Source organism: Cobetia sp. MM1IDA2H-1 (assembly GCF_002916775.2).
Lineage (GTDB): Bacteria > Pseudomonadota > Gammaproteobacteria > Pseudomonadales > Halomonadaceae > Cobetia > Cobetia marina.
The window spans coordinates 1,720,681-1,741,652 of sequence record NZ_CM133225.1; the positions used below are offsets into that span (position 1 = coordinate 1,720,681).

General features: G+C 62.5%; 14 protein-coding genes. 4 read left to right on the top strand and 10 right to left on the bottom strand.

Annotation, left to right across the window (positions count from 1 at the left end):
- Positions 1–160: 160 nt before the first annotated feature.
- Both BOH68_RS07395 and BOH68_RS07400 read left to right on the top strand, forming a co-directional pair.
- Complete coding sequence (locus tag BOH68_RS07395; protein ID WP_077376814.1) at positions 161–1,918, top strand: multidrug ABC transporter permease/ATP-binding protein; 1,758 nt, start codon at positions 161–163, stop codon at positions 1,916–1,918.
- 358 nt (positions 1,919–2,276) lie between these two features.
- Positions 2,277–4,340, top strand: coding sequence for a TonB-dependent siderophore receptor (locus BOH68_RS07400; RefSeq protein ID WP_077376811.1), 2,064 nt, complete (start codon positions 2,277–2,279; stop codon positions 4,338–4,340).
- Between the two features lie 136 nt (positions 4,341–4,476).
- Here the strand turns inward: BOH68_RS07400 and BOH68_RS07405 are convergent, their stop codons facing one another.
- The 10 genes from BOH68_RS07405 to gloB all read right to left on the bottom strand — a co-directional run bounded on the left by BOH68_RS07405 (position 4,477) and on the right by gloB (position 18,950).
- Positions 4,477–5,664 carry a DUF1513 domain-containing protein gene (locus tag BOH68_RS07405; RefSeq protein ID WP_170877432.1) on the bottom strand — a complete coding sequence of 396 codons (1,188 nt, stop codon included), beginning with the start codon at positions 5,662–5,664 and terminating at the stop codon, positions 4,477–4,479.
- A 16-nt stretch (positions 5,665–5,680) separates the two neighbouring features.
- On the bottom strand, positions 5,681–6,844 hold the full coding sequence (locus BOH68_RS07410) for an imelysin family protein (RefSeq protein ID WP_077376804.1): 1,164 nt from the start codon (positions 6,842–6,844) through the stop codon (positions 5,681–5,683).
- Between the two features lie 50 nt (positions 6,845–6,894).
- Positions 6,895–8,295, bottom strand: coding sequence for a di-heme oxidoreductase family protein (locus BOH68_RS07415; protein WP_219815817.1), 1,401 nt, complete (start codon positions 8,293–8,295; stop codon positions 6,895–6,897).
- A gap of 384 nt (positions 8,296–8,679) precedes the next feature.
- Positions 8,680–9,990 (bottom strand): imelysin family protein, encoded by a 1,311-nt coding sequence (locus tag BOH68_RS07420; RefSeq protein WP_077376801.1) that lies wholly within the window; start codon positions 9,988–9,990, stop codon positions 8,680–8,682.
- Between the two features lie 286 nt (positions 9,991–10,276).
- Positions 10,277–11,920 (bottom strand): ABC transporter ATP-binding protein, encoded by a 1,644-nt coding sequence (locus BOH68_RS07425; RefSeq protein WP_077376798.1) that lies wholly within the window; start codon positions 11,918–11,920, stop codon positions 10,277–10,279.
- A gap of 8 nt (positions 11,921–11,928) precedes the next feature.
- Entirely contained in the window at positions 11,929–13,038 is a 1,110-nt protein-coding gene (locus BOH68_RS07430) for an ABC transporter permease (protein ID WP_077376794.1), read from the bottom strand.
- 1 nt (position 13,039) lies between these two features.
- Positions 13,040–14,128, bottom strand: coding sequence for a microcin C ABC transporter permease YejB (locus BOH68_RS07435; protein ID WP_077376791.1), 1,089 nt, complete (start codon positions 14,126–14,128; stop codon positions 13,040–13,042).
- 170 nt (positions 14,129–14,298) lie between these two features.
- On the bottom strand, positions 14,299–16,065 hold the full coding sequence (locus BOH68_RS07440) for an extracellular solute-binding protein (protein WP_308457336.1): 1,767 nt from the start codon (positions 16,063–16,065) through the stop codon (positions 14,299–14,301).
- A gap of 500 nt (positions 16,066–16,565) precedes the next feature.
- The gene (locus tag BOH68_RS07445; RefSeq protein ID WP_077376785.1) at positions 16,566–17,984 is read right to left on the bottom strand and encodes a LysM peptidoglycan-binding domain-containing protein; all 1,419 of its coding nucleotides are present in this window, start codon (positions 17,982–17,984) and stop codon (positions 16,566–16,568) included.
- Between the two features lie 177 nt (positions 17,985–18,161).
- A complete protein-coding gene (gene gloB / locus BOH68_RS07450; protein ID WP_077376783.1) occupies positions 18,162–18,950 on the bottom strand; it encodes a hydroxyacylglutathione hydrolase in 789 nt (262 codons plus the stop codon).
- Positions 18,951–19,370: 420 nt separating this feature from the next.
- On the opposite strand from gloB, the gene BOH68_RS07455 reads away from it, so the two are divergent.
- Together BOH68_RS07455 and rnhA are read left to right on the top strand one after the other, a co-directional pair.
- Positions 19,371–20,216 (top strand): methyltransferase domain-containing protein, encoded by an 846-nt coding sequence (locus BOH68_RS07455; protein WP_077376780.1) that lies wholly within the window; start codon positions 19,371–19,373, stop codon positions 20,214–20,216.
- A 191-nt stretch (positions 20,217–20,407) separates the two neighbouring features.
- Positions 20,408–20,908: a ribonuclease HI gene (rnhA, locus tag BOH68_RS07460; protein WP_240704129.1), complete on the top strand. Its 501-nt coding sequence runs from the start codon at positions 20,408–20,410 to the stop codon at positions 20,906–20,908.
- The last annotated feature ends 64 nt before the right edge of the window (positions 20,909–20,972 follow it).

Sequence of the window (20,972 nt, forward strand, 5' to 3'; positions counted from 1 at the left end):
CGCACGACGGCAGTTACCGCTTTCATTTCGTAGTGATAATATTTCTCATTATTTCTTGCATTAAAGTATGCGCACCGTAAGATTCCTGTCGGCGCAGTCACATGAGCTGCGTCGCCGCCTTCTGGTGGCGGTCTGATTGCCATAGTGCCCGGGAGCAGGTGTGACGTTACTGAAAGTGGTTCTTGCCCATCATCGCTGGTCCTTTCTTGGTGTGATCTTTCTGAGCCTTGTCAGTGCAGGGCTGGGAATCGGTGTCATTGCCTATATCAACCAGCGACTCATCGCGCATTCTGCCACCGTCCCCCTGGACGAGGGGCTTGCGGCCCATGTCGGGGTGCTTCCGGAGTTTCTCGGGCTGATATTGCTGTTGCTGGCGATCACCCTGGGGGCACAACTGGCGTTGACGACGCTGGGGCATCATTTCGTGCACGGACTGCGCGGGCGTCTGGTCAAGCAGATCCTCGATACTGATATCGAGCGGCTCGAGCAGCTCGGCAGCGCCAACCTGCTGGCGAGTCTGTCGAGTGACATCCGCAACATCACCCTGGCGTTCGTGCGCCTGCCGGAACTGGTGCAGGGCATCGTGCTGACTCTGGGGGCCGTGTTCTATCTTGGCTGGCTATCCCCCGGCATGATGCTGGTCACCGCCATCTGGGTGACCTTGACCATCATGGGGGGCAGCTGGCTGGTCACGCGAGTCTATCGCCACCTGGCCGAGGTGCGTGAAGCGGAGAGTCGCCTTTACGCCGACTATGAGGCGGTCATCGATGGGCGCAAGGAGCTGGCGCTCAATCGACCCCGTGCGCGTGACTATTTCGACACCCGCTATAGCGTCAATGCCCGTGAGTATCGCCATCACGTCGTGCGCGCGGATACCTACCACCTGAGCGCCGTCAACTTCTCCAACATCATGATGCTGGGCGCCATCGGCATCGTCTTCTATCTGGCCAATGGCCTGGGCTGGGCCAGTGGTGAAGTCGCCGCGACCTTTTCCCTGACGCTGCTGTTTCTGCGCACGCCCTTGATCCAGGCCGTGGGGGCATTGCCGACTCTGCTGGGGGCGGATGTGGCCTTTGCCAAGCTGCGCAAGCTGGCATTGGCACCGGCCAACGCCGATTTCGCGTCTCCCCAAGATGCACCGCCGCAGGGACATGCGTCAGCCGCAGACACGTCGGCCGGGTCTGACTGGCAGACCTTGAGTTTGCAGGGTGTCTGTTTCCGCTACGCTGGCCGCGAGACCCTGGGACAGGACATTGCGCACAACGACGCGCAGGCCTTCTGCGTCGGCCCGCTGGATCTTACCCTCAGGCGCGGAGAGCTGGTCTTCCTGATCGGTGGCAATGGCAGCGGCAAGTCGACCCTGGCCAAGCTCTTGACCGGCCTCTATCGGCCGACATCAGGCTCACTTCTGCGGGACGGGCACCCGATAGGAGAAGACGAGCGGGAAGCCTGGCGTCAGCAGTTCTCGGCGGTCTTCACTGATTTCCATCAGTTCGATCGCCTGCTGGGGCCGACCGGTGAGCCGGCAGATCCGGCATTGATCGCGCAGTGGATCGACTACCTGCAGATGCGCGAGAAGCTGGTGCTCGAGGAGAACCGTGTGATCAACACCGAGCTGTCTCAAGGGCAGCGCAAGCGACTGGCGCTGTTGATGGCCGTGGCAGAGCGTCGCGACATCGTGTTGTTGGATGAATGGGCGGCAGATCAGGACCCGCAGTTCCGCCGTATCTTCTATCGCGATCTGTTGCCACGTCTGCGCGAGATGGGCAAGACGGTCTTCGCCATCAGTCACGATGATCATTATTTCGCGCAGGCGGACAGGTTGTTCGAGATGCGCGCCGGCACGTTACAGGAGTTGTCGGGTGCCCAGCGTGATCGCATCAGCCAGGATGCCGTCGCGCGTCTGGATGAGGCCTGAAACAACCCGTTCGGGCTGGCGGCGGGGGCGGCCGCGGGATGCCGCGGTCGCTCATTTCCTCCGACATCACCAGACAGGCAGTGACAGGACGTGAGCCCCGGAGGCGGTCTCATGTGATGTATCAGGGATGATGCCCGGCTGCAGCGTGAATCGCCCTCGGGGTGCTGCAGTCGGTCAGACGCGCCATTTTCGGGATTGCATGCTGGTGCATGCAGAACGGTGTGTCACCACGGTTCACATTAGATGAATACGAATCATCCTGATTCCATTCCGTATTCGCTATGAGCGTGCCAGTGAGAGACGCCACGAGACGGAAGGGGAGATTGACCACACAACGATCGTTGCAAGGGAACACGACATGTCCAGACATCCAACATCACGGCAGACACCTGTCCGGCCGGCACTCGCCCCTCTGTCGCATGCCATTCGGCTCTGTATCGCGGCGGGACTCCTGTCACAGTCGGCCAGCGCGCTGGCCGCCGAGACCGATGACACCATGGTCGTGGTCGGCACGGCACTGAAAGTCGATGCGCCACTGGTGGAGACGCCGCGTCCGGTCTCGACGGTCAATCGCGAAGAGCTCGACACGCGCAACGTCCAGCAGCTCGATGAAACCTTCCGTTACCGTGCCGGCGTCCTGTCTGGCCATTATGGGTCCGACAACAATACCGACTGGTTCAAGGTGCGTGGCTTTGATCAATCCACCTATCAGGATGGCCTGCGCATCTACCGTGAAGGCTTCTATCAGTGGTTGCCGGAGACCTGGGGCCTGGAGCGGGTCGATCTGTTCAAGGGGCCTTCCTCCATCCTCTATGGTGAGGCGCCTCCCGGCGGGTTGATCAACGCCATCAGCAAGCGCCCCACCGATGAGCCGCAGAGCGAGGTTCAGATTCAGGTCGGGAATCGCGGTCTGCGCCAGACGGGGCTTGATACCAGTGGGTATCTGAGCGAGTACGGGGATGTGCGCTATCGTCTGGTTGGGCTGTACCGCGAACGTGATGGGGATCTGGATCATACCGTGAACGAGCGCTACTACTTCGCGCCGAGTCTGACCTGGGACATCTCTGAGGCAACCCAGCTGACGCTGCTCGCCAGCCTCCAGAAGGATGATGGCGTCCCCACCAATGCCTTCAAGCTGGCCTATGGCACCCATGATGATACGCCGTTTGGCAAGGTGGACCCGCAGACCAACTACAGCGAACCGGGGTATGACAAGGATGAGCGTACCCAGACCTCCCTGGGCTATGAGCTGAGCCACCAGCTGAACGACACCTGGGCGCTGGAGCAGGATTTCCGCTATAGCCAGCTGGATCTCGACCTGATCAGTAGCTACATCCTCTATCAGTCCTCGGCGCGCGAAGGACAGCGGGGGCTGCTGTACCGCGAGGGCACCATCGACAGCTATACCGTCGACAATCGGGCCATCGGCAAGTGGTATGGCGAGCGCACCGAGAACACCTTGCTGCTGGGCGTGGATTATCAGAATCTGAGCCTGTCGGGCAAGGAAGCGGATGACTATGCCTTCGGCGATCCGATCGATCTGTTTGACCCGCAATACGGCAATTACACCGCCTTGAGCGATGACCAGATCACGCGGCGTGATATCGACAAGGAGCAGATCGGCCTCTACGTGCAGGATCAGCTGCGCATCGACGACAAGTGGGTACTGCTGGCGGGGGTGCGCTACGACCAGGCCGAGACCGAGAACGTCAATCAGACGACGGGGTCACGTGAGCGCTCCGATGATGACGAGATCAGCTGGTCGGGCGGGGTGATGTACCTGAGTGACTTCGGCCTCAACCCCTATCTGAGCTATACCGAATCCTTCGAGCCGATCAGCGCGACCGATGATCGCGGTTCGCTCTATGAGCCTCGCGAAGGACGCCAGTGGGAACTGGGCGCCAAGTACCAGCCCGCCGGCTGGGATGGCTACGTGACGGCGGCTGTCTTTGATCTCACCGAAGACAATACGCTGGTCACCACCGGCGGAATCCAGGTGCAGGAGGGCGAGCGTCAGTCGCGTGGCTTCGAGCTGGAAATGGTCGGTTATCTGACGGACCATCTCAAGCTGACCTCGGCGTATACCTATACCGATGCACGCCTGGAAGACGATGTGCGTGCCCCGCTGATACCGCGCCACCAGGCCTCCAGCTGGCTGGATTACGCCTTCGAGCGTGGTGCCCTGGAGGGGCTGCGTCTTGGGGCGGGTGCGCGCTATGTCGGCGAATCGGTAGATGGCGATGCCACCGTGTCCGACTATCTGCTGTTCGATGCGATGGTCGGGTATGACTTCACCCGCGAGCTGAGCGCTCAGGTCAATGTCAGCAACCTCACCGACAAGGAATATGTCGCCAGCTGCAGCTACTGGTGCTACTACGGGGAATCCCGCAGCATCATTGGCAGTCTGAGCTATCGCTTCTGATTCCTTGCGCCTTTGTATCATGTCCTTTTGAACGACAACGCCCCGCAGGCATCCGCCTGCGGGGCGTTGTCGTTTCCTGCCGCGTGCCACACTCTCGCCCGCGACCTGGAGCACTGGTCATCCCGTGATGCGCCGTCTACATCAACGCCAGATGGTTGTCCCAGTGGGTATTGGCCAGGCGCACCGGCCCCAGCGCCGGCAGCCCGTCCTCATCGATCAGCAGCCATTCTCCGCGACCATTGCTGACCACGAACCCCGCGGGAGTCTCCTGAGTGGCCGGTACTGACAGCGCCCCCGCACAGTCGGCGAAGTCCAGTGTCGTCTCAAGCTCGCCGGTCTCGAGGTTCCACAGCGTGATCAGGTTGCCCCTGGGGGCAGTGGCCACCGCCAGGTGGCCCTCGGGGGCGATGGCGATGCTCGCGATGTACTGCTTGAACTGAGGGACGTATTCCGGCGGTAGCGGCAATTCCTGCAAGGTCTCGCTGGCGGGGCGCTTCATCACCACCAGGGGGTGATGGTCCGAGGCAGGTCCCTGATACTGATACCCCGCGACGATGGTGCCATCGCGGCTGACATCCAGATGACGCAATGACAGCTGATGATGCGATGGTTCGCCTTGCCAGTGAATTTCGCCCGAGACGCGATCCAGCAGCGTCAGATTGGACTGCATCGACTCCAGATTGAGCTTCACGCGACCGGTCTCCGGGAGCGTGAGAATTCCGCCATTGGCGATGATCAGCTGCCGACCGTCCGGATGCAGACGGACCTCATGCGGGCCGATCCCGCCACTGGCGAACTCGCCAAGTCGCGCGAAGTCGCGATGCATGTCGTAGATCCCGATACGGCCTTCCCCGGAGGTGATGGCGTTCTCGGTGGTGTAGAGCAGACCGCCATCCGGGCTGAACACACCATGCCCATAGAAGTGGCGGTCCGGCGCGGCTTCGATGCGCGTGATCCGCTCACCGGTCTCGAGATCGAAGACATTGATTTCGGTGCCGGGGCGCCGGGCGAAGATCAGCGCCCAGGGCTTGTGAGGATGGCGGGTGGCGCCATGGGCGCGTTCCTTAATGGGCTGACGCCAGCGCTCCTGTCCCTGGTAACTGGTACAGCTGGCAAAGTGCTGCCCCGTGTCATCGTCACAGGCCGAGATGGCCACCCCGGCTGGCACATGGCCTCGAGCACTGGCGGCATTGTTGCCACCCGCCAGGACCCTGCCGCCGGAGAGCCCCATCAGAGGCGTGCAGGCCAATGCCTTGAGGAGTCGCCGGCGCTGACGTGCCTCCGCTGGTTGGGTATCCAGCATGCTGTGTCCTGTCTTGCTCACGTGCTTCACTCCCGAATCAATCGCCATCGGTGCTGTTGAAGCCCAGAGACAGCCCGAGTGCCGGGTTGAGCGTGTCAGCGAAGCCGGCCTGCAGGGTCTCGAGGTGGATCATGGCCTGCTGCAGATCGCCATTGCGCGGGTCGTCGCGCAAGATGCCAGCAAGATCCGCCGGCAGGGCGGCGAAGGCGTCACGCGCATCGGCAAAGTCTCCGGTGGTGGAGGCCACCATGCGCGGGTCGACCTGCTGATTCAGGTAGCCCTGAATGCCTGCGACCTCGTCATTGCCGAGCCAGAGCGTCTCCATCATCGCAAGCGTCGCCCCGATGTTGGCAAGCCCCATGCCGCCACGCCAGGACTCTGCCGCGTAGGGGTTGGCCGTGCCGCCGTTGTCGAGCCCGATCGGGCGGCGCAGCTTGCGGTCCTTGATGGCCTCAAGCTGTACGGTCATCGCACGTACCAGAGAAAGCACGGCATCACGTGGATCGCTGAAGGCACCTGTGCCATCCGCCAGTTGCGGCGCGAACTGCTGCCACTCCTCAAGTAGCGTCTTGCCGCTACTGGCGGCGTAGGCGGTATTGGCCGTCATCAGCTCGCAACGCCGCGTGTCGGCGTTGAGTGGAGAGTCGGCATAACGGGCATCGAACAGTTGATATTCCACACTGCCCAGCCCCTGCATGACGATGGATTGCTCCGCCAGACCATCGGCCGTGATCGGGGCATCGCCAGCGAGCAGGGCGCGTGTCTTGCCTGACACCAGATCTTTCTTGTCTGGCCAGAAATACAGCTGCCATTGGCGAGAATTCTGCAGAATAGGCCCCATCTCGACCCAGTTGACCCGGTTCAGGCCCAGCATGGCGCTGCGCCAATCCTGCTTGAGCGTCTCGAGTGTCACATCACCCTCGGCGGAGCAGAACACTCGGGTGTGCTGCGAGAGTTGCTCCAGGCGATTGGCGAGTCGCTGGTGTGCTGCGCTCAAAGTGTCAGCGGCAAACTGGCTGACGGCGTCCGCGCTGGTGATGTCTGTATCGGCGCTAGAAGAGTCCGATGCCGCCAATGTGCTCGTCGACAGCAGCGCGGCGCTCAGCAGGGCCATGGCGGAGGTCATCAGCGCCAGGGGCGAGGGCTTGCGTGTGGCAGATGCTATCGGGGTGGCAGCAGTGGTGAAGGTGTCACGGGGCATGTCGCGGAATTCCTTGTCAGAGTCGGCTGGCAGAAGGGGGTGAGCAGAGGTCAGAGCGATTCCAGGAAACGCAGCAGCGCCTCCCGCTGGTCAGTGGGCAGTGCCACGACCTTGTCTCGGCTGGCCTTGGCCTCCCCGCCATGCCAGAGCACGGCTTCAAGCAGGGTGCGGGCGCGTCCGTCATGCAGGAAGCCCGTCGCGGAGTTGACCGTCTGCGCCAGACCGATCCCCCAGAGTGGCGGTGTGCGCCACTCATTGCCGGTCGCCTCGAATTCGCGGCGATCATCTGACAGGCCATCACCCATGTCATGCAGTAGCATGTCGCTGTAGGGCCAGATCGTCTGGTCAGCCAATTGCGCCGCCACACCGCCAGACGCGGTCGTCAGGCGTGGTCGGTGGCAGCTGGCGCATTCAAGCTCACGGAACAGCTGCTCGCCTTCGCGTACCGTCGGGTCATCAATATCACGGCGTGTCGGCACGGCAAGATTACGTGAATAGAACGCCACATTGTCCATGACGTTGTCTTCCACCTCGATGGTGCCTCCGTTGGGCAGGTCTTCGCATTTCTGGACCGGCGTGCAATCGGTGGAGCTGACCAGTTTCGAGGTCAGGCCCATGTCGCCGGCGAACGCCTTGGCGCTTTGCTGGCGAACGTCAGGTTGGCCGGCCTTCCAGCCAAAACGCCCCATGACCTCTCGCTGCTCGGTCAGTGACCAGACGGTATTGGCGCGGCCGCTGATGCCATCGCCATCCGTATCCTGCGGGTCGGCCCACTCGAGCAAGGTCTCATCACTGACGGCTTCCAGCAGCCCGAGTCCGACCATGCCCGGCGCCAGGCGCGGTGAAATGGCAATCGGCCCTGGATCGCCAAAGCCTGTCTCGACGATGGCATAGTGGGGCATGCGCAAGGAGATGACGCTGCCATCGGCTAGCGTGACGTTCTGCTCTTGATACTTCACCTGCATACGGCCTTCGCGCTCGATGCTGGGCGCCGCGGCATTCTGCAGCTGAGTACCATAGACGGGGTGCGGCATCACTCCAGCGATGCGGCGGAATTCACGCTCCTCATCGCTCCAGCTGACCTCGTGGCTATCCGGCATGCCCAGGCGCAGGAAAAGGCCCACCGAGGGGTCGCCCGCGGCCGGCAGACTGCCGCGACCATCCTTGACGTGACAGTTCTGGCAGGCATTGGTGTTGAACAACGGGCCAAGCCCATCACGTGCCGTGGTGCTGGCGGGCGCGATCACCCAGGGGCTCTTGAAGAAGCTGTTGCCAACGCTGAAGGACAGACGTTGATCGAAGCTCAGGTTCTTGGCGGGTAGCGAGTAGGCATTGGTATCGTGCTTGCGCACACTGCCATCCCCACCACTTCTTGACGTGTCCTGCAGTGGTAGTGACGACAGATAGCGAGTGACTGTCATCGCCGAGCTTGTCGTCTCGGCCATGTTCATCGATATGCTCTCGGAGCTTGAACCATGGGACGCCCATGCTGACTGACTGGACAGATACGCCAGTGCCATGGTCAGAGGCAGAGTGAGTGCAGGTCGCGGCATGATGTCGTGGTGCAGTATTGGCATACGGGGATTTCCTGGCTTACGCGGTCAGGCTGCGCGAAGGGATAGCACATTGTGCTCCATCGGCAGACGCGCATAAAAAAACCGGCACGAAAACCATCAACGCCCGAACCTCTCTCAAGATAGGTTCGGGCGAGGCTGACGGTAAGGCGCAGGGTGAATCAACTATCCACCCATGGCATGACGGTCACGGCTGGCATGTTCTGGCCTTGCTCAGCGCGTATCCACAATCTTGGTGCGATTTGAAGCGGTCGCGTTCACTCAGAATTCGTGATCCGCGGTATCGGCCTTCAGTCCGCTGATGCCGACGTCGTTGGCGATCTCCTCGATCAGACGGGTCTGGTCGACCAGGTCTTCGATGCTGGCATTGATGATCTCGGCACCCTCGGTATTGCCCGGGGCGATCATCTGATCAAACTTCATGCCATCTTCGGCTTCTGCCGTATCGACCATCACTTGCAGCTGGCCCATTGTGGTGTCCAGCGCCTCGTGCATCTTCTCGGCCAGCTCTGGATCATTCTGGGCGACGAGTGCGTGCAATGACGGGCCCTCGAAGGTACGGCCATCCAGCGTCACGTAGGTGCCTTCATAGACGTTCTGGATGCCCTTGGCATTGTAGAAATGCGAGTAGTGGGTGTTGTCGGAGAAGCAGTCGTGCTCGTCCTCGAAGGAGTTGGCTTCCAGCGCGACCTTCATGCGCTCACCGGCCAGCTCGCCCAGTGACAGGGAGCCCATGCCGAACAGCATCTTCTCGAGGCCTTCACCGGCTGGCAGTGCAGTCAGCTCGGCACGATAGTTGTCCTTTTCGCCCTGTGCCCACTGACCAACCATGTATTCCAGGTCATCGATCAGCAGATCATTGGCTGCCAGCAGGTAGGCGCCACGGCGGTCACAGTTGCCGCCGGTGCAGTCCTCTCCCTTGGCGTAGTCCGATGCCGGACGCTCGCCTGCCCCAGACTCGAAGCCATGCATGTCCTGGCCCCAGAGCAGGAATTCGATGGCGTGGTAGCCACTGGCGACGTTGGCCTCGAACCCACCCAGCTCGTTCAGGGAGGCCAGCAGTTCCGGGGTGATCTCGGTAGTGTCGATCTTGTCGGCACCGATCTGCACGCTGTCGTTGGCGATGATGTTGGCGCTGGCGCCCGGATTGCCCAGTTCCGCTTGATAGCCGTCGCCTTCGACGTAGTCGATCAGGCCTTCATCCAGCGGCCAGGCATTCAGCTGACCTTCCCAGTCATCGACGATGGCATTGCCGAAACGGAAGACTTCACTCTGCTGGTAAGCCACGCGCGCCTGTTTCCAGGCAGTGCGAGCCGCGGCAAGCGTTGCCTCTGACGGAGCTTCGATCAGCGCGGCGTTGGCGGCGCGCAGGGCATTGGCGCTGGCCAGGGCATCGCTGTAGGTGGCATGGGCCACGTTGGCGTACTGGTCAACGACGGCTTCAGCGCTCACCTTGCGATCATCGTGTGCATGGCCTTCATGCGCCTGGGCGGCAGAGCCGATCAGTGTCACGGAGAGCGCGATGGCGGCAGCCAGCGGCTTGCGAGCGATAGGGCGGAAATGTGCGGACATGAGGTTCCCTTGAACAGTCTTTTATTATGCAGATCGCGTGACGCGATGTCGTGAAGGCTCGACGCGACGGTGACAGGTGTCATGTCGTGCGCGGTGTCGCGTGGCCCACCTCTGACGGAATCATATTGAGAACCTTTATTATTTGCAATCGTCCAGAGTCAGTCAGGCAACTCAGCAGTGCGTTCCGTGCAATGCAGGATGCCTGTCTTCTCGAGATTCGCCACATGAGGGACGAGGCCTCCGCTGCCTTGGTGGCGGGCGCGCCCTTGAGTGGCAAGCGGAACTGTCACGTCAGTCCTGCCGCCTGGATCAGGGCCCGCGTGTAGTCCTCCCTCGGATTGCCCAGTACCTCGGCAGTCGTTCCGCTCTCCACCAGCTTGCCTTCGCGCAACACCATCACGCGGTGGGCCAGAGCCCTCACCACGGCCAGATCATGACTGATGAACAGGTAGCTGAGGCCATGACGCGCCTGCAGGTCGCGCAGCAGGGCGATGAGTTGCTTCTGGACACTGCGATCCAGCGCCGAGGTGGGTTCATCCAGCACCAGCAGGTGAGGTTCGAGAATCAGGGCGCGGGCCAGTGAGATGCGTTGGCGTTGCCCGCCGGAGAACTCGTGTGGATAGCGGTCGGCGCACTCGGCAGGCAGCTCGACCTCGCGCATGACCTGCGTCACGCGCTGGCGTACCTCGTCCTCTGAGAGCTCAGGCTGATGAAAGCGCAGGCCTTCACTGATGATGTCCGTGACGGGCATGCGCGGCGAGAGCGAGCCATAGGGGTCCTGGAAGACGATCTGCATCTGGCGTCGCTTGTGACGCAGGGCGTTGCGATCCAGCGTATCGATACGGGCATTCTCCAGACGAATCTCACCGCGTGCGGCCTGCAGCTTCAAGAGCGCCAGGGCGAGGGTGGTCTTGCCGGAGCCCGACTCGCCCACGATCCCGAGGGTCTCCCCGCGCGCGAGGGTCAGATCCAGCGGCTGAAGCGCGATGAAATCCGCTGGACGTTTCTGGAACAGCTTGCGAGGACGCGAGAAGCGCACCTCCAGATCACGTGCTTCCAGAACGGGCGTGCCCGCATCCTCAGGGTCGAGTGGCGCGGCCACCCCTTCAGGCTCGGCGGCCAGCAGTTCGCGGGTATACGGGTGGCTGGGAGAATCGAAGACCTCTGACACCGGCCCTTGCTCGATGCATTCGCCTTCCCGCATCACGATGACGCGGTCTGCATGGCGGCGGACCAGATTGAGGTCATGGCTGATCAGGATCATGGCCATGCCCTGGTCTCGCCGCAGTCTGTCGAGCAGAGCGAGGATGTCCTGCTGCACCGTGACGTCCAGCGCCGTGGTGGGCTCGTCGGCGATCATCAAAGGCGGCTGATTGGCCATCGCCATGGCGATCATCACGCGTTGGCGCTGACCGCCAGAGAGCTGATGCGGCCAGGCCTCGAGGAGTTCTTCCGGGCGAGGCAGCTGAACCTGCTTGAGCAGCTCGATCACTCGCTGGCGTGCCGCATGGCCACGCAGGCTCTGATGCAGCCGCAGGCTCTCGCTGATCTGGTCGCCGACTCGGGCCAGGGGGTTGAGGGATGTCATCGGTTCCTGGAACACGAAGCCGGTCCGGTTGCCGCGCACGCGTTGCCATTGGCGGCTCGTCAGGGCTGACAGATCCAGCCTCTCTCCCTCGAGCGTGGTGAACTCCCGCGTGCCGGTGACATGGGCATGCCCCGGCAGCAGGCCGAGACTTGCCAGCAGGCTTACTGACTTGCCCGAGCCGGATTCGCCGACGATGGCCAGACATTCGCCGCGCTTCACGTCCAGCGACAGATGCCTGACGACAGGTGTCTTGCCAAAGCGGATGCAGAGATCGTCCAGCCGCAGCACGCAGTGATCCCGGGAGCGCGGCTCAGCGTTGGCCGCTGTCGTGGCTTCATGCATTGACTGACTCATGCGTCCTGCTCCCGGGCACTGATATGACGTGGGTCGAAGGCATCGCGCAGCCCTTCACCGATGAAGACCAGCAGGGTCAGCATGATGCCGAGACTGAGAAATGCCGTCATGCCAAGCCAGGGGGCCTGGAGATTGTTCTTGCCCTGCGCGACCAGTTCGCCCAGCGACGGGGAGCCTGCCGGCAACCCGAAGCCCAGGAAGTCCAGCGCGGTCAGGGTCGTGATGGCGCCCGTGAACAGGAAGGGGATGAAGGTCAGGGTGGCGACCATCGCATTGGGCAGTACATGACGCCACATGATGAGACGTGAGGGCAGGCCCATGGCGCGGGCCGCGCGCACATACTCCAGATTTCGCGCACGCAGGAATTCGGCGCGCACGATATCGACGATCCCCAGCCACGAGAACAGCAGCATGATGCCGGTCAGCCACCAGAGATTGGGTTCCACGATGCTGGCCAGGATGATCAACAGGAACAGCACCGGCAGTCCAGACCAGATCTCGATCAAGCGCTGCCCGATCAGATCGACCTTGCCGCCGAAATAGCCCTGAACGCCACCGATCAGCACGCCCAGCACGATGGAACCGGCGGTCAGCACCAGAGCGAAGAGGACCGACAGGCGGAAGCCGTAGATCACGCGCGCCAGCACGTCCCGTCCCTGATCATCCGTGCCCAGCCAATGACGGGCATTGGGAGCCGAAGGCGCGGGAGACCCCAGGTTGAGATCCAGGGTGTCATAGGAATACGGGATCAGGGTGTTGAGCATGAAGCCCTGCGCCGCGATGGCGTCGATCACATAGGGATCGCGATAATCCGTGGCGGTCGGCAGGAAGCCGCCGAAGGTCGTTTCCGGATACTCCTTGAGCATCGGCAGGTAGAGCTCGTCCTGATAGGAGACCAGCAGTGGGCGGTCATTGGCGATCAGTTCCGCCCCGAGCGACAGAATGAACAGCACGCCGAAGATCAGCAGTGACCACCAGGCGCGCCGGTTGTCACGAAACGCCGTGATACGCCGCCGCGTGATGGGCGACAGGCGCGAGCGGTGCAGGCGTTCCGGCACGTCCTGGACGACGTTGGTCTCCCCTTGAAGGGGTGTGTCGTGACGCATCTCAAGCCTCCCGGGTCGCGAAGTCGATGCGCGGGTCGATCCACACATACATCAGGTCTGATACCAGTTTCAGGATCAGGCCAATCAGGGTGTACAGGTACAGGGTGCCGAAGATCAGCGGATAGTCGCGCTGCAGTACCGCCTCGAAGCCCAGCAGGCCCAGGCCATCGAGAGAGAAGATGACCTCGATCAGCAGCGAGCCGGTGAAGAAGATGCCGACCAGCGCCGCCGGCAGCCCCGCGATGATGATCAGCATGGCGTTGCGGAAGACATGTCCGTAGAGAATGCGGTTCTCGCTGGCCCCCTTGGCGCGCGCCGTCAGCACGTACTGCTTGTGGATCTCATCCAGGAAGCTGTTCTTGGTCAGCATCGTCAGGGTGGCGAAGCTGCCGATGGCGGAGGCCAGCACGGGAAGGGCGATGTGATGGAAATAATCGAGGACCTTGCCAAGCGTCGAGAGCTCCTCGAAACCCGGGGAGGTCAGCCCCCTGAGCGGGAACCAGTCGAGATAGCTGCCGCCGGCGAACACCACGATCAACAGGATCGCGAACAGGAAGCCCGGAATCGCGTAGCCGACGATGACGATACCCGAGGTCCAGACATCGAAGCGTGAGCCATGCACCAGTGCCTTGCGAATGCCCAGTGGTATCGACACCAGATAGACCAGCAGCGTCGTCCACAGGCCTAGGGAAATCGAGACGGGGAGTCGCTCCAGCATCAGGTCGATCACCGGGCGGTCGCGGAAGAAGCTGTCGCCGAAATCGAAATGCGCGTAGTCGACCACCATGTCGCGGAAGCGCTCCCAGGCGGGCTTGTCGAAGCCGAATTGCTGCTCCAGCTCGGCGATTAGGGCCGGGTCGACTCCCGAGGCTCCGCGATAGGTGGAACTGGTGCCGGAGCCGCTGGTGACGCCATCGCCACCCCCACTGTTCAGCCGTGTGCTGGCCCCGGCGCTGAGGCCGTCAAGACGCGACATCAGCTGCTCGATGGGCCCGCCGGGAGCCGCCTGGACGATCAGGAAATTCAGCAACAGGATTCCAAGCAGTGTCGGAATCATCAACAGGACTCGGCGCAGAATATAGGCACCCAAGAGCAATCTCCCTGCGTGTCATGCGGCCGCCCTGTGCGAGGCGGTCCAGATGGCATCGTGTTCATTCATGGTTGAGCAATCGCCGGGGCGGGCCTTGCAGACGCCCCATGTCGGTCGTGCTGGCCGATGCCGAGGGATGCGCGGCAGTTGGCCATCTTCACGCGAGTGTTTCAGTCGTCTGACTCGTCATCAGCCTCAGCCCCGGGGACGATCCACCAGCTGTCCAGACTCAGCAGATACTCCGGGAACGGCTGCGGATAGCCGAACTTGTCCCACAGCGCGATGCGAGTCGCCGCGAGATGCCACTGCGGCACGACATGGAAGCCCCAGCGCAGCACGCGATCCAGTGCTCGTGTGGCGCTCAGCAGGTCTTCGCGGGTCTGGGCCTGGATCAGGGCATCGGTGAGTGCATCGATGACCGGACTCTTCAGGCCGATCAGGTTGCGCGAGCCGGCGACATCGGCGTAGTCGCTCGTCCAGTACTCGCGCTGTTCGCTGCCGGGACTGTTGGACTGTGGGTAACTGCCGACCACGACATCGAAATCGAAGCTTCGCCGACGATTGATGTACTGGTTGACGTCGACGGTGCGGATACGCGCCTGGATGCCGATGCGTGCCAGATTGCGAATCCACGGCTGGATGACCCGTTCGAACTGGGTGTCGTAGTTGAGGACTTCCAGTGTCAGCGGCTTGCCCGTCTCGTGATTGACCAGCTGGCCATCCGCGACGCGATAGCCAGCGTCCCGAAGCAGGTTGAGTGCCTTGCGCAGCCGCGGGCGCAGTTCCGTGGGCTCATCGATGGGCAGCGGGTCGCGGAAGACGGCGGCGGGCAACTGGTCCTTGAACGGCTCAAGCAGGGCCAGTTCCCGTCCTTCAGGCAGGCCATTCGCGGCCATGTCCGAATTCTCGAAATAGCTGTGGGTCTGCTGGTAGGCGCCGTAGAAGAGATTGCGGTTGACCCAGTCGAAATCGAAGACCAGTGCCAGGGCTTCGCGTACCCGCGGGTCCTGGAAGCGCGCGCGGCGTTCATTGAGCACGAAGCCCTGCATGCCGGCAGGATTGCTGTCCGGCACCTCCAGCTTCTTCAGACGCCCGTCTCTGAGCGCAGGCGTATCATAGGCCGTCGCCCAGTTCTTGGCGCTGCTCTCCACATGCAGGTCAATGCTGCCGGCCTTGAAGGCCTCCAGCGACACGCTCTGGTCGCGGTAATAGTCATAGACCAGTGTCTGGATGTTATGGCGTCCCTTGTTGACGGGCAGGTCCTTGCCCCAGTAATCCGCGACACGCTCATAGCGTACCTGGCGTCCGGCATCCAGCGAGGCCATGCGGTAAGGCCCTGAGCCAAGCGGCAGTTCCAGCGTGGCGCGGGTGAAATCACGTGTCTTCCAGTAATGCTCGGGCAGGACCGGCAGCTGACCGATGATCAAGGGCAGCTCGCGGGCGGCGTCGGGGGCCATGTCGAAGCGAACGGTATCGGTGTCGATCAGGCTGACGCGAGTGACATCGTGGTAGTAGCTCTTGAAGAAGGGCAGGCCATCCTTCATCAGCAGACGATAGGTGAAGACGACATCCTCGGCGGTGACGGGTTCCCCATCATGAAAGCGTGCGCGGGGATCGATATCGAATTCGATGGCACTGCGGTCTTCTGCCAGTCGGATCCCGCTGGCCAACAGGCCATATTCAGTGAAGGGTTCATCGGCAGACTGGGTGAGCAGGGTGTCATAGATCAACCCGCCGAAATAATTGAGCCCTGCCACCGAGTTGCCCTTGAGGATGAAGGGGTTGGTGGAGTCGAAGCTGCCGATGGCGGCGCGAGTCATGCGTCCGCCGATGGGGGCGTCAGGATTCACGTAGGGGAAGTGCGTGAAGCCTGCCGGATGTGCCGGTTCGCCATAGATGGCCAGTCCGTGCACGGTCGGCACGTCCAGGGGGGCCACGGGAGTCTTCTGATCAGTGGTCCGCGATGAGGATGCATGCGCCGGTGCAATGGCGGAGAGAATCAGAGCCCCGAGGCACAGTGCACGAAGTAGGCGTGCATGCTGAGGGATAAGAGAAGCAGCCTGCATCAAAGGACATCCTTGAATGGGGGATCATGGCGCGAAGGGCCAGGTGACAATGTCGGGCGGCACTGGTGGACACAAGGCAGGCAAGTCAACTCACTGCCAGGGGGTCCGCAAGCATCGACCTCGCCAAGAGTATCGAAGTTCCCCGTTATCGACCATTGTTCGACCACGACGAGGGCGACTGACTGGTGTCAGTGCCGGCGTTTCAGTGTCTGTTGTTGCCTCGCGGTGTCGGTCACCGGGTGTCGGCCACCGAGTGCTGGAGGAGTCCAGGCTGACAGGTGCCTGATATCAAGACGCCCCCGCCATGGAGCATGGCGGGGGCGTCTTGATGTTGCGTACGTGCTGCGTAGGTGCTGCGTAGGCGATGGCGCTCAGTTGGCGCTGTAGAGCGTCAGCATCTGGCCCGGACGCAGATAATCGGCGGAAGAGAGCTTGTTCCAACGCGCGATCTGGCGGGTGGTGACATTGTGACGCGCCGCAATCACCGACAGCGAATCGCCACGCTTGACGCGCACCTTCTTGAGGCCGTTGGCTTCTGCGAGTTGCGCCGCTGCCACGCCGCGAGTGGCGTCAGGCACCAACAGAGGCTGACCGACCCGGATGGTGTTGCCGCTCAGGCGATTCTTCTGCTTGAGCTCTGCCAGTGTCAGTCCACTGCGCCGGGCGATGACCGACAGGCTGTCGCCACGCTGGACACGGTACTCCGCCCAGCTTTCGCGGGTCTCTTGCGGCAGGGTCTCAAGCTTGCTGAGGAAGGTGTCACGTGCCGTGGCCGGAATCACCAGCGAGCTGTCTCCCGGGCTTGTCGCCCACCGCTTGTACGCGGGATTCAGGGTACGCAGCTCGCTTTCGCTGATGCCAGCCAGTCTGGCGGCAACGGAAAGGTCAAGCTGGCCCCGGGTATCGACAGCGGCGATTTCCGGGGTGTCCGGAATCGCCGGCAGATTCAGGCCGTACTCTTCGGGTTCACGGATCACCGCAGCCAGCGCCAGCAGCTTGGGCACGTACTCCATGGTCTCGCTGGGCAGCTTGATGTTCCAGTAATCCTCATCCCCTGAGCCGGCACGTCGGCGCGCGCGGTTCACGGTGCCGGCGCCGGCGTTGTATGCGGCCAGCGCAAGCTCCCAGTCTCCGTCGTACCAGCGTTCGCCCTGGGACTGCAGATAATCCAATGCGGCATCGGTGGCCATCAGGACGTCCTTGCGGCCGTCGTACCAGCGGTTGCGGGTCAGGCCCATGGCATCGCCGGTCTGGGGCATGAACTGCCACATGCCGGTGGCGCCGCCGGGGTGGGCGGCATCCGGATCATAGGCACTCTCGATGAAAGGCAGCAGGGCAAGTTCGGCCGGAAGGCCGCGCGCCTCGATGCGACGCGTCACATAACGCAGCCAGGGGCGAGCCTGTTCGGCGATACGCTCCACGTGCTCCGGGTGCTCTTCATACCAGTCGATCCATTTGCGTACTCGAGGGCGTCCGGTGTCCTGCTGCAGCTGATAGCCGGCACGCAGGCGCTGCCACACATCATCGTAGCGCGCGGGCACCGCATCGATGGCTTGCATGAAATTCAGAGGAGCGCTCTGATGCACGCTGGTGGGTGTCAGGTCGTCGAGCGCCCGGGAGCTTGCGTTGGCAGGGGTCGCCATCAGCGGCAGGCACAGGCCGGCTCCGAGGGAGGCGAGGCGAATCAGGTAACGCAGACGTTCAGCAGTCAGTGGCAGGCGGGCCGGCGTGTCGGCGGCAGATGTCTTGATGACAGAGGTGTCGTCGGTACGGAGGTCTTGCTGATGCATTGACGGAGTACTCTTTGGCGAGCCTGCGTCGGATGGGCACGACACGGGCTCAGCATGCCGGACATTCCGGCGCAAACTGTGACTGCGGGGGCTGATCGGGATCACGAGAACCCGACCCGCTGTCACGCGAGACGCCTGCCCATCTTCAGGTCGTGGGCAGGCGCGCGGTCAGCGGGTCTAGAAGCTGTCCTTCCACTGGCGCAGTGCCGTGAAGGCTGCCAGTGACGTGAGAGGCTGGTCCTCTGAGGCAGTGAGACGTCCTTGCTGGAGCAAGCGTTGTTGCAAGGTGGGGTCATCACTGCGCAGGAAGGGGTTGATCTGTCTTTCACGCGCGATGCGACTCGGGAGGGTCGGGCGGCCGGTCTCGCGGGCGCGCTCACACTCGGCGATCACCTGATCGCGTTGCGTGTTGTCAGGCTCCGCCGCGCGGGAAAATGCCAGGTTGGCCAAGGTGTACTCGTGAGCCGGGAAGACGAGGGTGTCTTCCGGGAGTGATGCCAGGCGCGTGAGTGACTGGTGCATCTGCTCTGGTGTGCCTTCGAACAGACGGCCACAGCCCGCACTGAAGAGGGTGTCCCCGCAGAACAGCAGCCCCGGCATGCCGGCACTCACGAACGCGATGTGGTCCAGTGTGTGGCCGGGCACTTCCAGCACATCGAACAAGCGTCCCTGCACGCGCACGCTGTCACCATCGGCGACACGCACATCGATTCCCTCGATGGCCGGGTTGTGCGGGCCGATCACGCGAGGGCGGTAGCGCTTGATCAGCTCGGGGAGGCCGCCGGTGTGATCCTGATGGTGGTGAGTGATCAGGATCGTGTCCAGAGTCAGGCCGCGGGTTTCCAGAACCTCGATCACCGGCGTGGCATCACCCGGATCGACGACGGCAACCGTGTCGCTGTCGTCGCTCTGGATCAGCCAGATATAGTTGTCCTGAAAGGCCGCTATGGGCGTAACGCTCATCATGGTGGTCAGGTACTCTTGTCGTGTCGGTATCCCATTGCGTGACGGGGGAGGCTGCCGGTGACGTGACCGAATGAAAGAACTTGGCAGTTCCGTCCCGCTGGCGATTGGCGCAAGCCTTCGCCAGGCATATGGTGGATACGATGTCTTCAAGTGATGTCGAGGCCATTGCTCACGGAGGTTTTGGCGTGGCATCGACGATGCGATTTCTCATCGGACAGCCCGGGGCGTTCATCGCCGCTCTTTTCCGGGGTGTCTGGCGTTGGCAGCGCGCAAGCGGCTGGCGTATCGCCATGCAAAGGCGTAAAGCCTGCCGAGCAAGCGGGTAAGTGTCAAACCTCTTGTGGTGTGAGAATGTAGAAGTGTGTGACATCTTGCTTGCGCGTGGGGCGCTCCCCCATGAAAGAGACGGGAGATGCAGGGATGTGGAAAAGTCGCTCACGCGGGGCGGATTCCGCTGCGCAACTCACCCCGGAAGCGCGTCGCCGACAGCACGCGCGGCTGCTGGGCGCCCACGTGCGAGCGATGCGCGCCTTTCTTGAAGGGGCGGACGGCAAGGACATTCTCATCGCCGAGCGCGAGATGTTGACGCCACTGTTCGAGCGTTGCTTCGGCTTCCACAGTCTGTGTCTGGGGCCGGGAGACAATGACCTGCTCTCCTTGTCTCCCATCCGGCATGCCATCCATTGGGCGCCGGAGCCCGCCCTGGCCCAGTCGCCATCGACCCTCATCTGCCCGCTCACTCAGCTGGCCCTGCCAGATGAAAGCATGGACATGGTGATGATCCATCATCTGCTGGAGGTCGCCCCGGAGCCTCATCGCCTCTTGCGCGAAGCGGCGCGTGTCCTGCGCTCCAGCGGTTGTCTGATCATCGTCGCCTGGCAGCCGATGTCCGGGGAAGGGCTGCTGCGCCTCGACCCCCGGCGGCGGCACATCACTCCCTGGGAAGGCAGCTGGCGCACCCCGGCGGCGCTCAGGGACTGGTTGGCCTTCGTGGACTTCGAGATCGAGCGTATCGACTACGCGGGGTTTCACCTGCCTGGCTTGCGCCTGCGCCATGGTTGGCTCGAGCGGATGGGACGCCGTTACAACCTGCCTCTGGGCAGCCTGATGCTGATACGGGCCCGTCGCAATGTCGGGTACGTGCAGCCTCTGAATGCCAAGCGCTCACGCGTGGCGATTCCCGGTGTCGCCATCGGGCAGGTGACCCGCCTGCATTCACGCGACAATCATGACTCCCGTTCGTCGGATGACTCGGGCAAGGTGTGAGCCGTGCAGGGCATGCCGACACGCCGTCCGTGTCGCCGAGTGGGCTGACATGGACTGTAAGGACACACAGGTCGCTTTGCCGCTATCCGGCATGAGCGGTTAGAATGTCGCCCTGGCAGCAAGCCCGCGTCGAAGTGACGTCGCGTCGTGTCATTGCCTGTGTCCTGTCCTTTCTCCAAGAGTGTTCCCCTGTGAGTCACAGTGTCTCCTCGTCCGATCTCGCCAATGATGCCTCCTCAGCCGCCCCCAGCCCTCGGGTGGTCATCCACACCGATGGTGCCTGCCGGGGAAATCCCGGCCCGGGAGGGTGGGGAGCCATTCTCGTCAGTGGCAAGCATCGCAAGGAACTCAAGGGCAGCGAACAGGACACCACCAACAATCGCATGGAGCTGATGGCCGCCATCGAGGCCCTGAAGGCGTTGACCCGGCGCTGTGACGTGGTGCTGTGGACAGACTCCGAATACGTCAAGAATGGCATCACCAAGTGGGTCCATGGCTGGGTCAAGCGCGGCTGGAAGACGGCTGCCAAGCAACCGGTCAAGAATGAGGCGCTGTGGAAGGCGTTGCTGGAACAGAGTCAGCGTCATGATATCGAGTGGCGCTGGGTCAAGGGCCACAGTGGCGACGAAGGCAATGAACGTGCCGATAGCCTTGCCAATGAAGCGATCGATGAGATGCAGTCACGCCGTTGAGCACGCGGCCACTGGCCCGGCAGCTCAGAGTCAGGTGCCACCGAGTCACAAACCTCAGCGTCAG

Bases quoted from the DNA above. Each gene is read 5' to 3' on its own strand.
- BOH68_RS07400 (WP_077376811.1), top strand. From the start codon at position 2,277: ATGTCCAGACATCCAACATCACGGCAGACACCTGTCCGGCCGGCACTC.
- BOH68_RS07410 (WP_077376804.1), bottom strand. From the start codon at position 6,844: ATGCCCCGTGACACCTTCACCACTGCTGCCACCCCGATAGCATCTGCC.
- BOH68_RS07415 (WP_219815817.1), bottom strand. From the start codon at position 8,295: ATGAACATGGCCGAGACGACAAGCTCGGCGATGACAGTCACTCGCTAT.
- BOH68_RS07420 (WP_077376801.1), bottom strand. From the start codon at position 9,990: ATGTCCGCACATTTCCGCCCTATCGCTCGCAAGCCGCTGGCTGCCGCC.
- BOH68_RS07425 (WP_077376798.1), bottom strand. From the start codon at position 11,920: ATGCATGAAGCCACGACAGCGGCCAACGCTGAGCCGCGCTCCCGGGAT.
- BOH68_RS07430 (WP_077376794.1), bottom strand. From the start codon at position 13,038: ATGCGTCACGACACACCCCTTCAAGGGGAGACCAACGTCGTCCAGGAC.
- BOH68_RS07445 (WP_077376785.1), bottom strand. From the start codon at position 17,984: ATGCATCAGCAAGACCTCCGTACCGACGACACCTCTGTCATCAAGACA.
- gloB (WP_077376783.1), bottom strand. From the start codon at position 18,950: ATGATGAGCGTTACGCCCATAGCGGCCTTTCAGGACAACTATATCTGG.
- BOH68_RS07455 (WP_077376780.1), top strand. From the start codon at position 19,371: ATGTGGAAAAGTCGCTCACGCGGGGCGGATTCCGCTGCGCAACTCACC.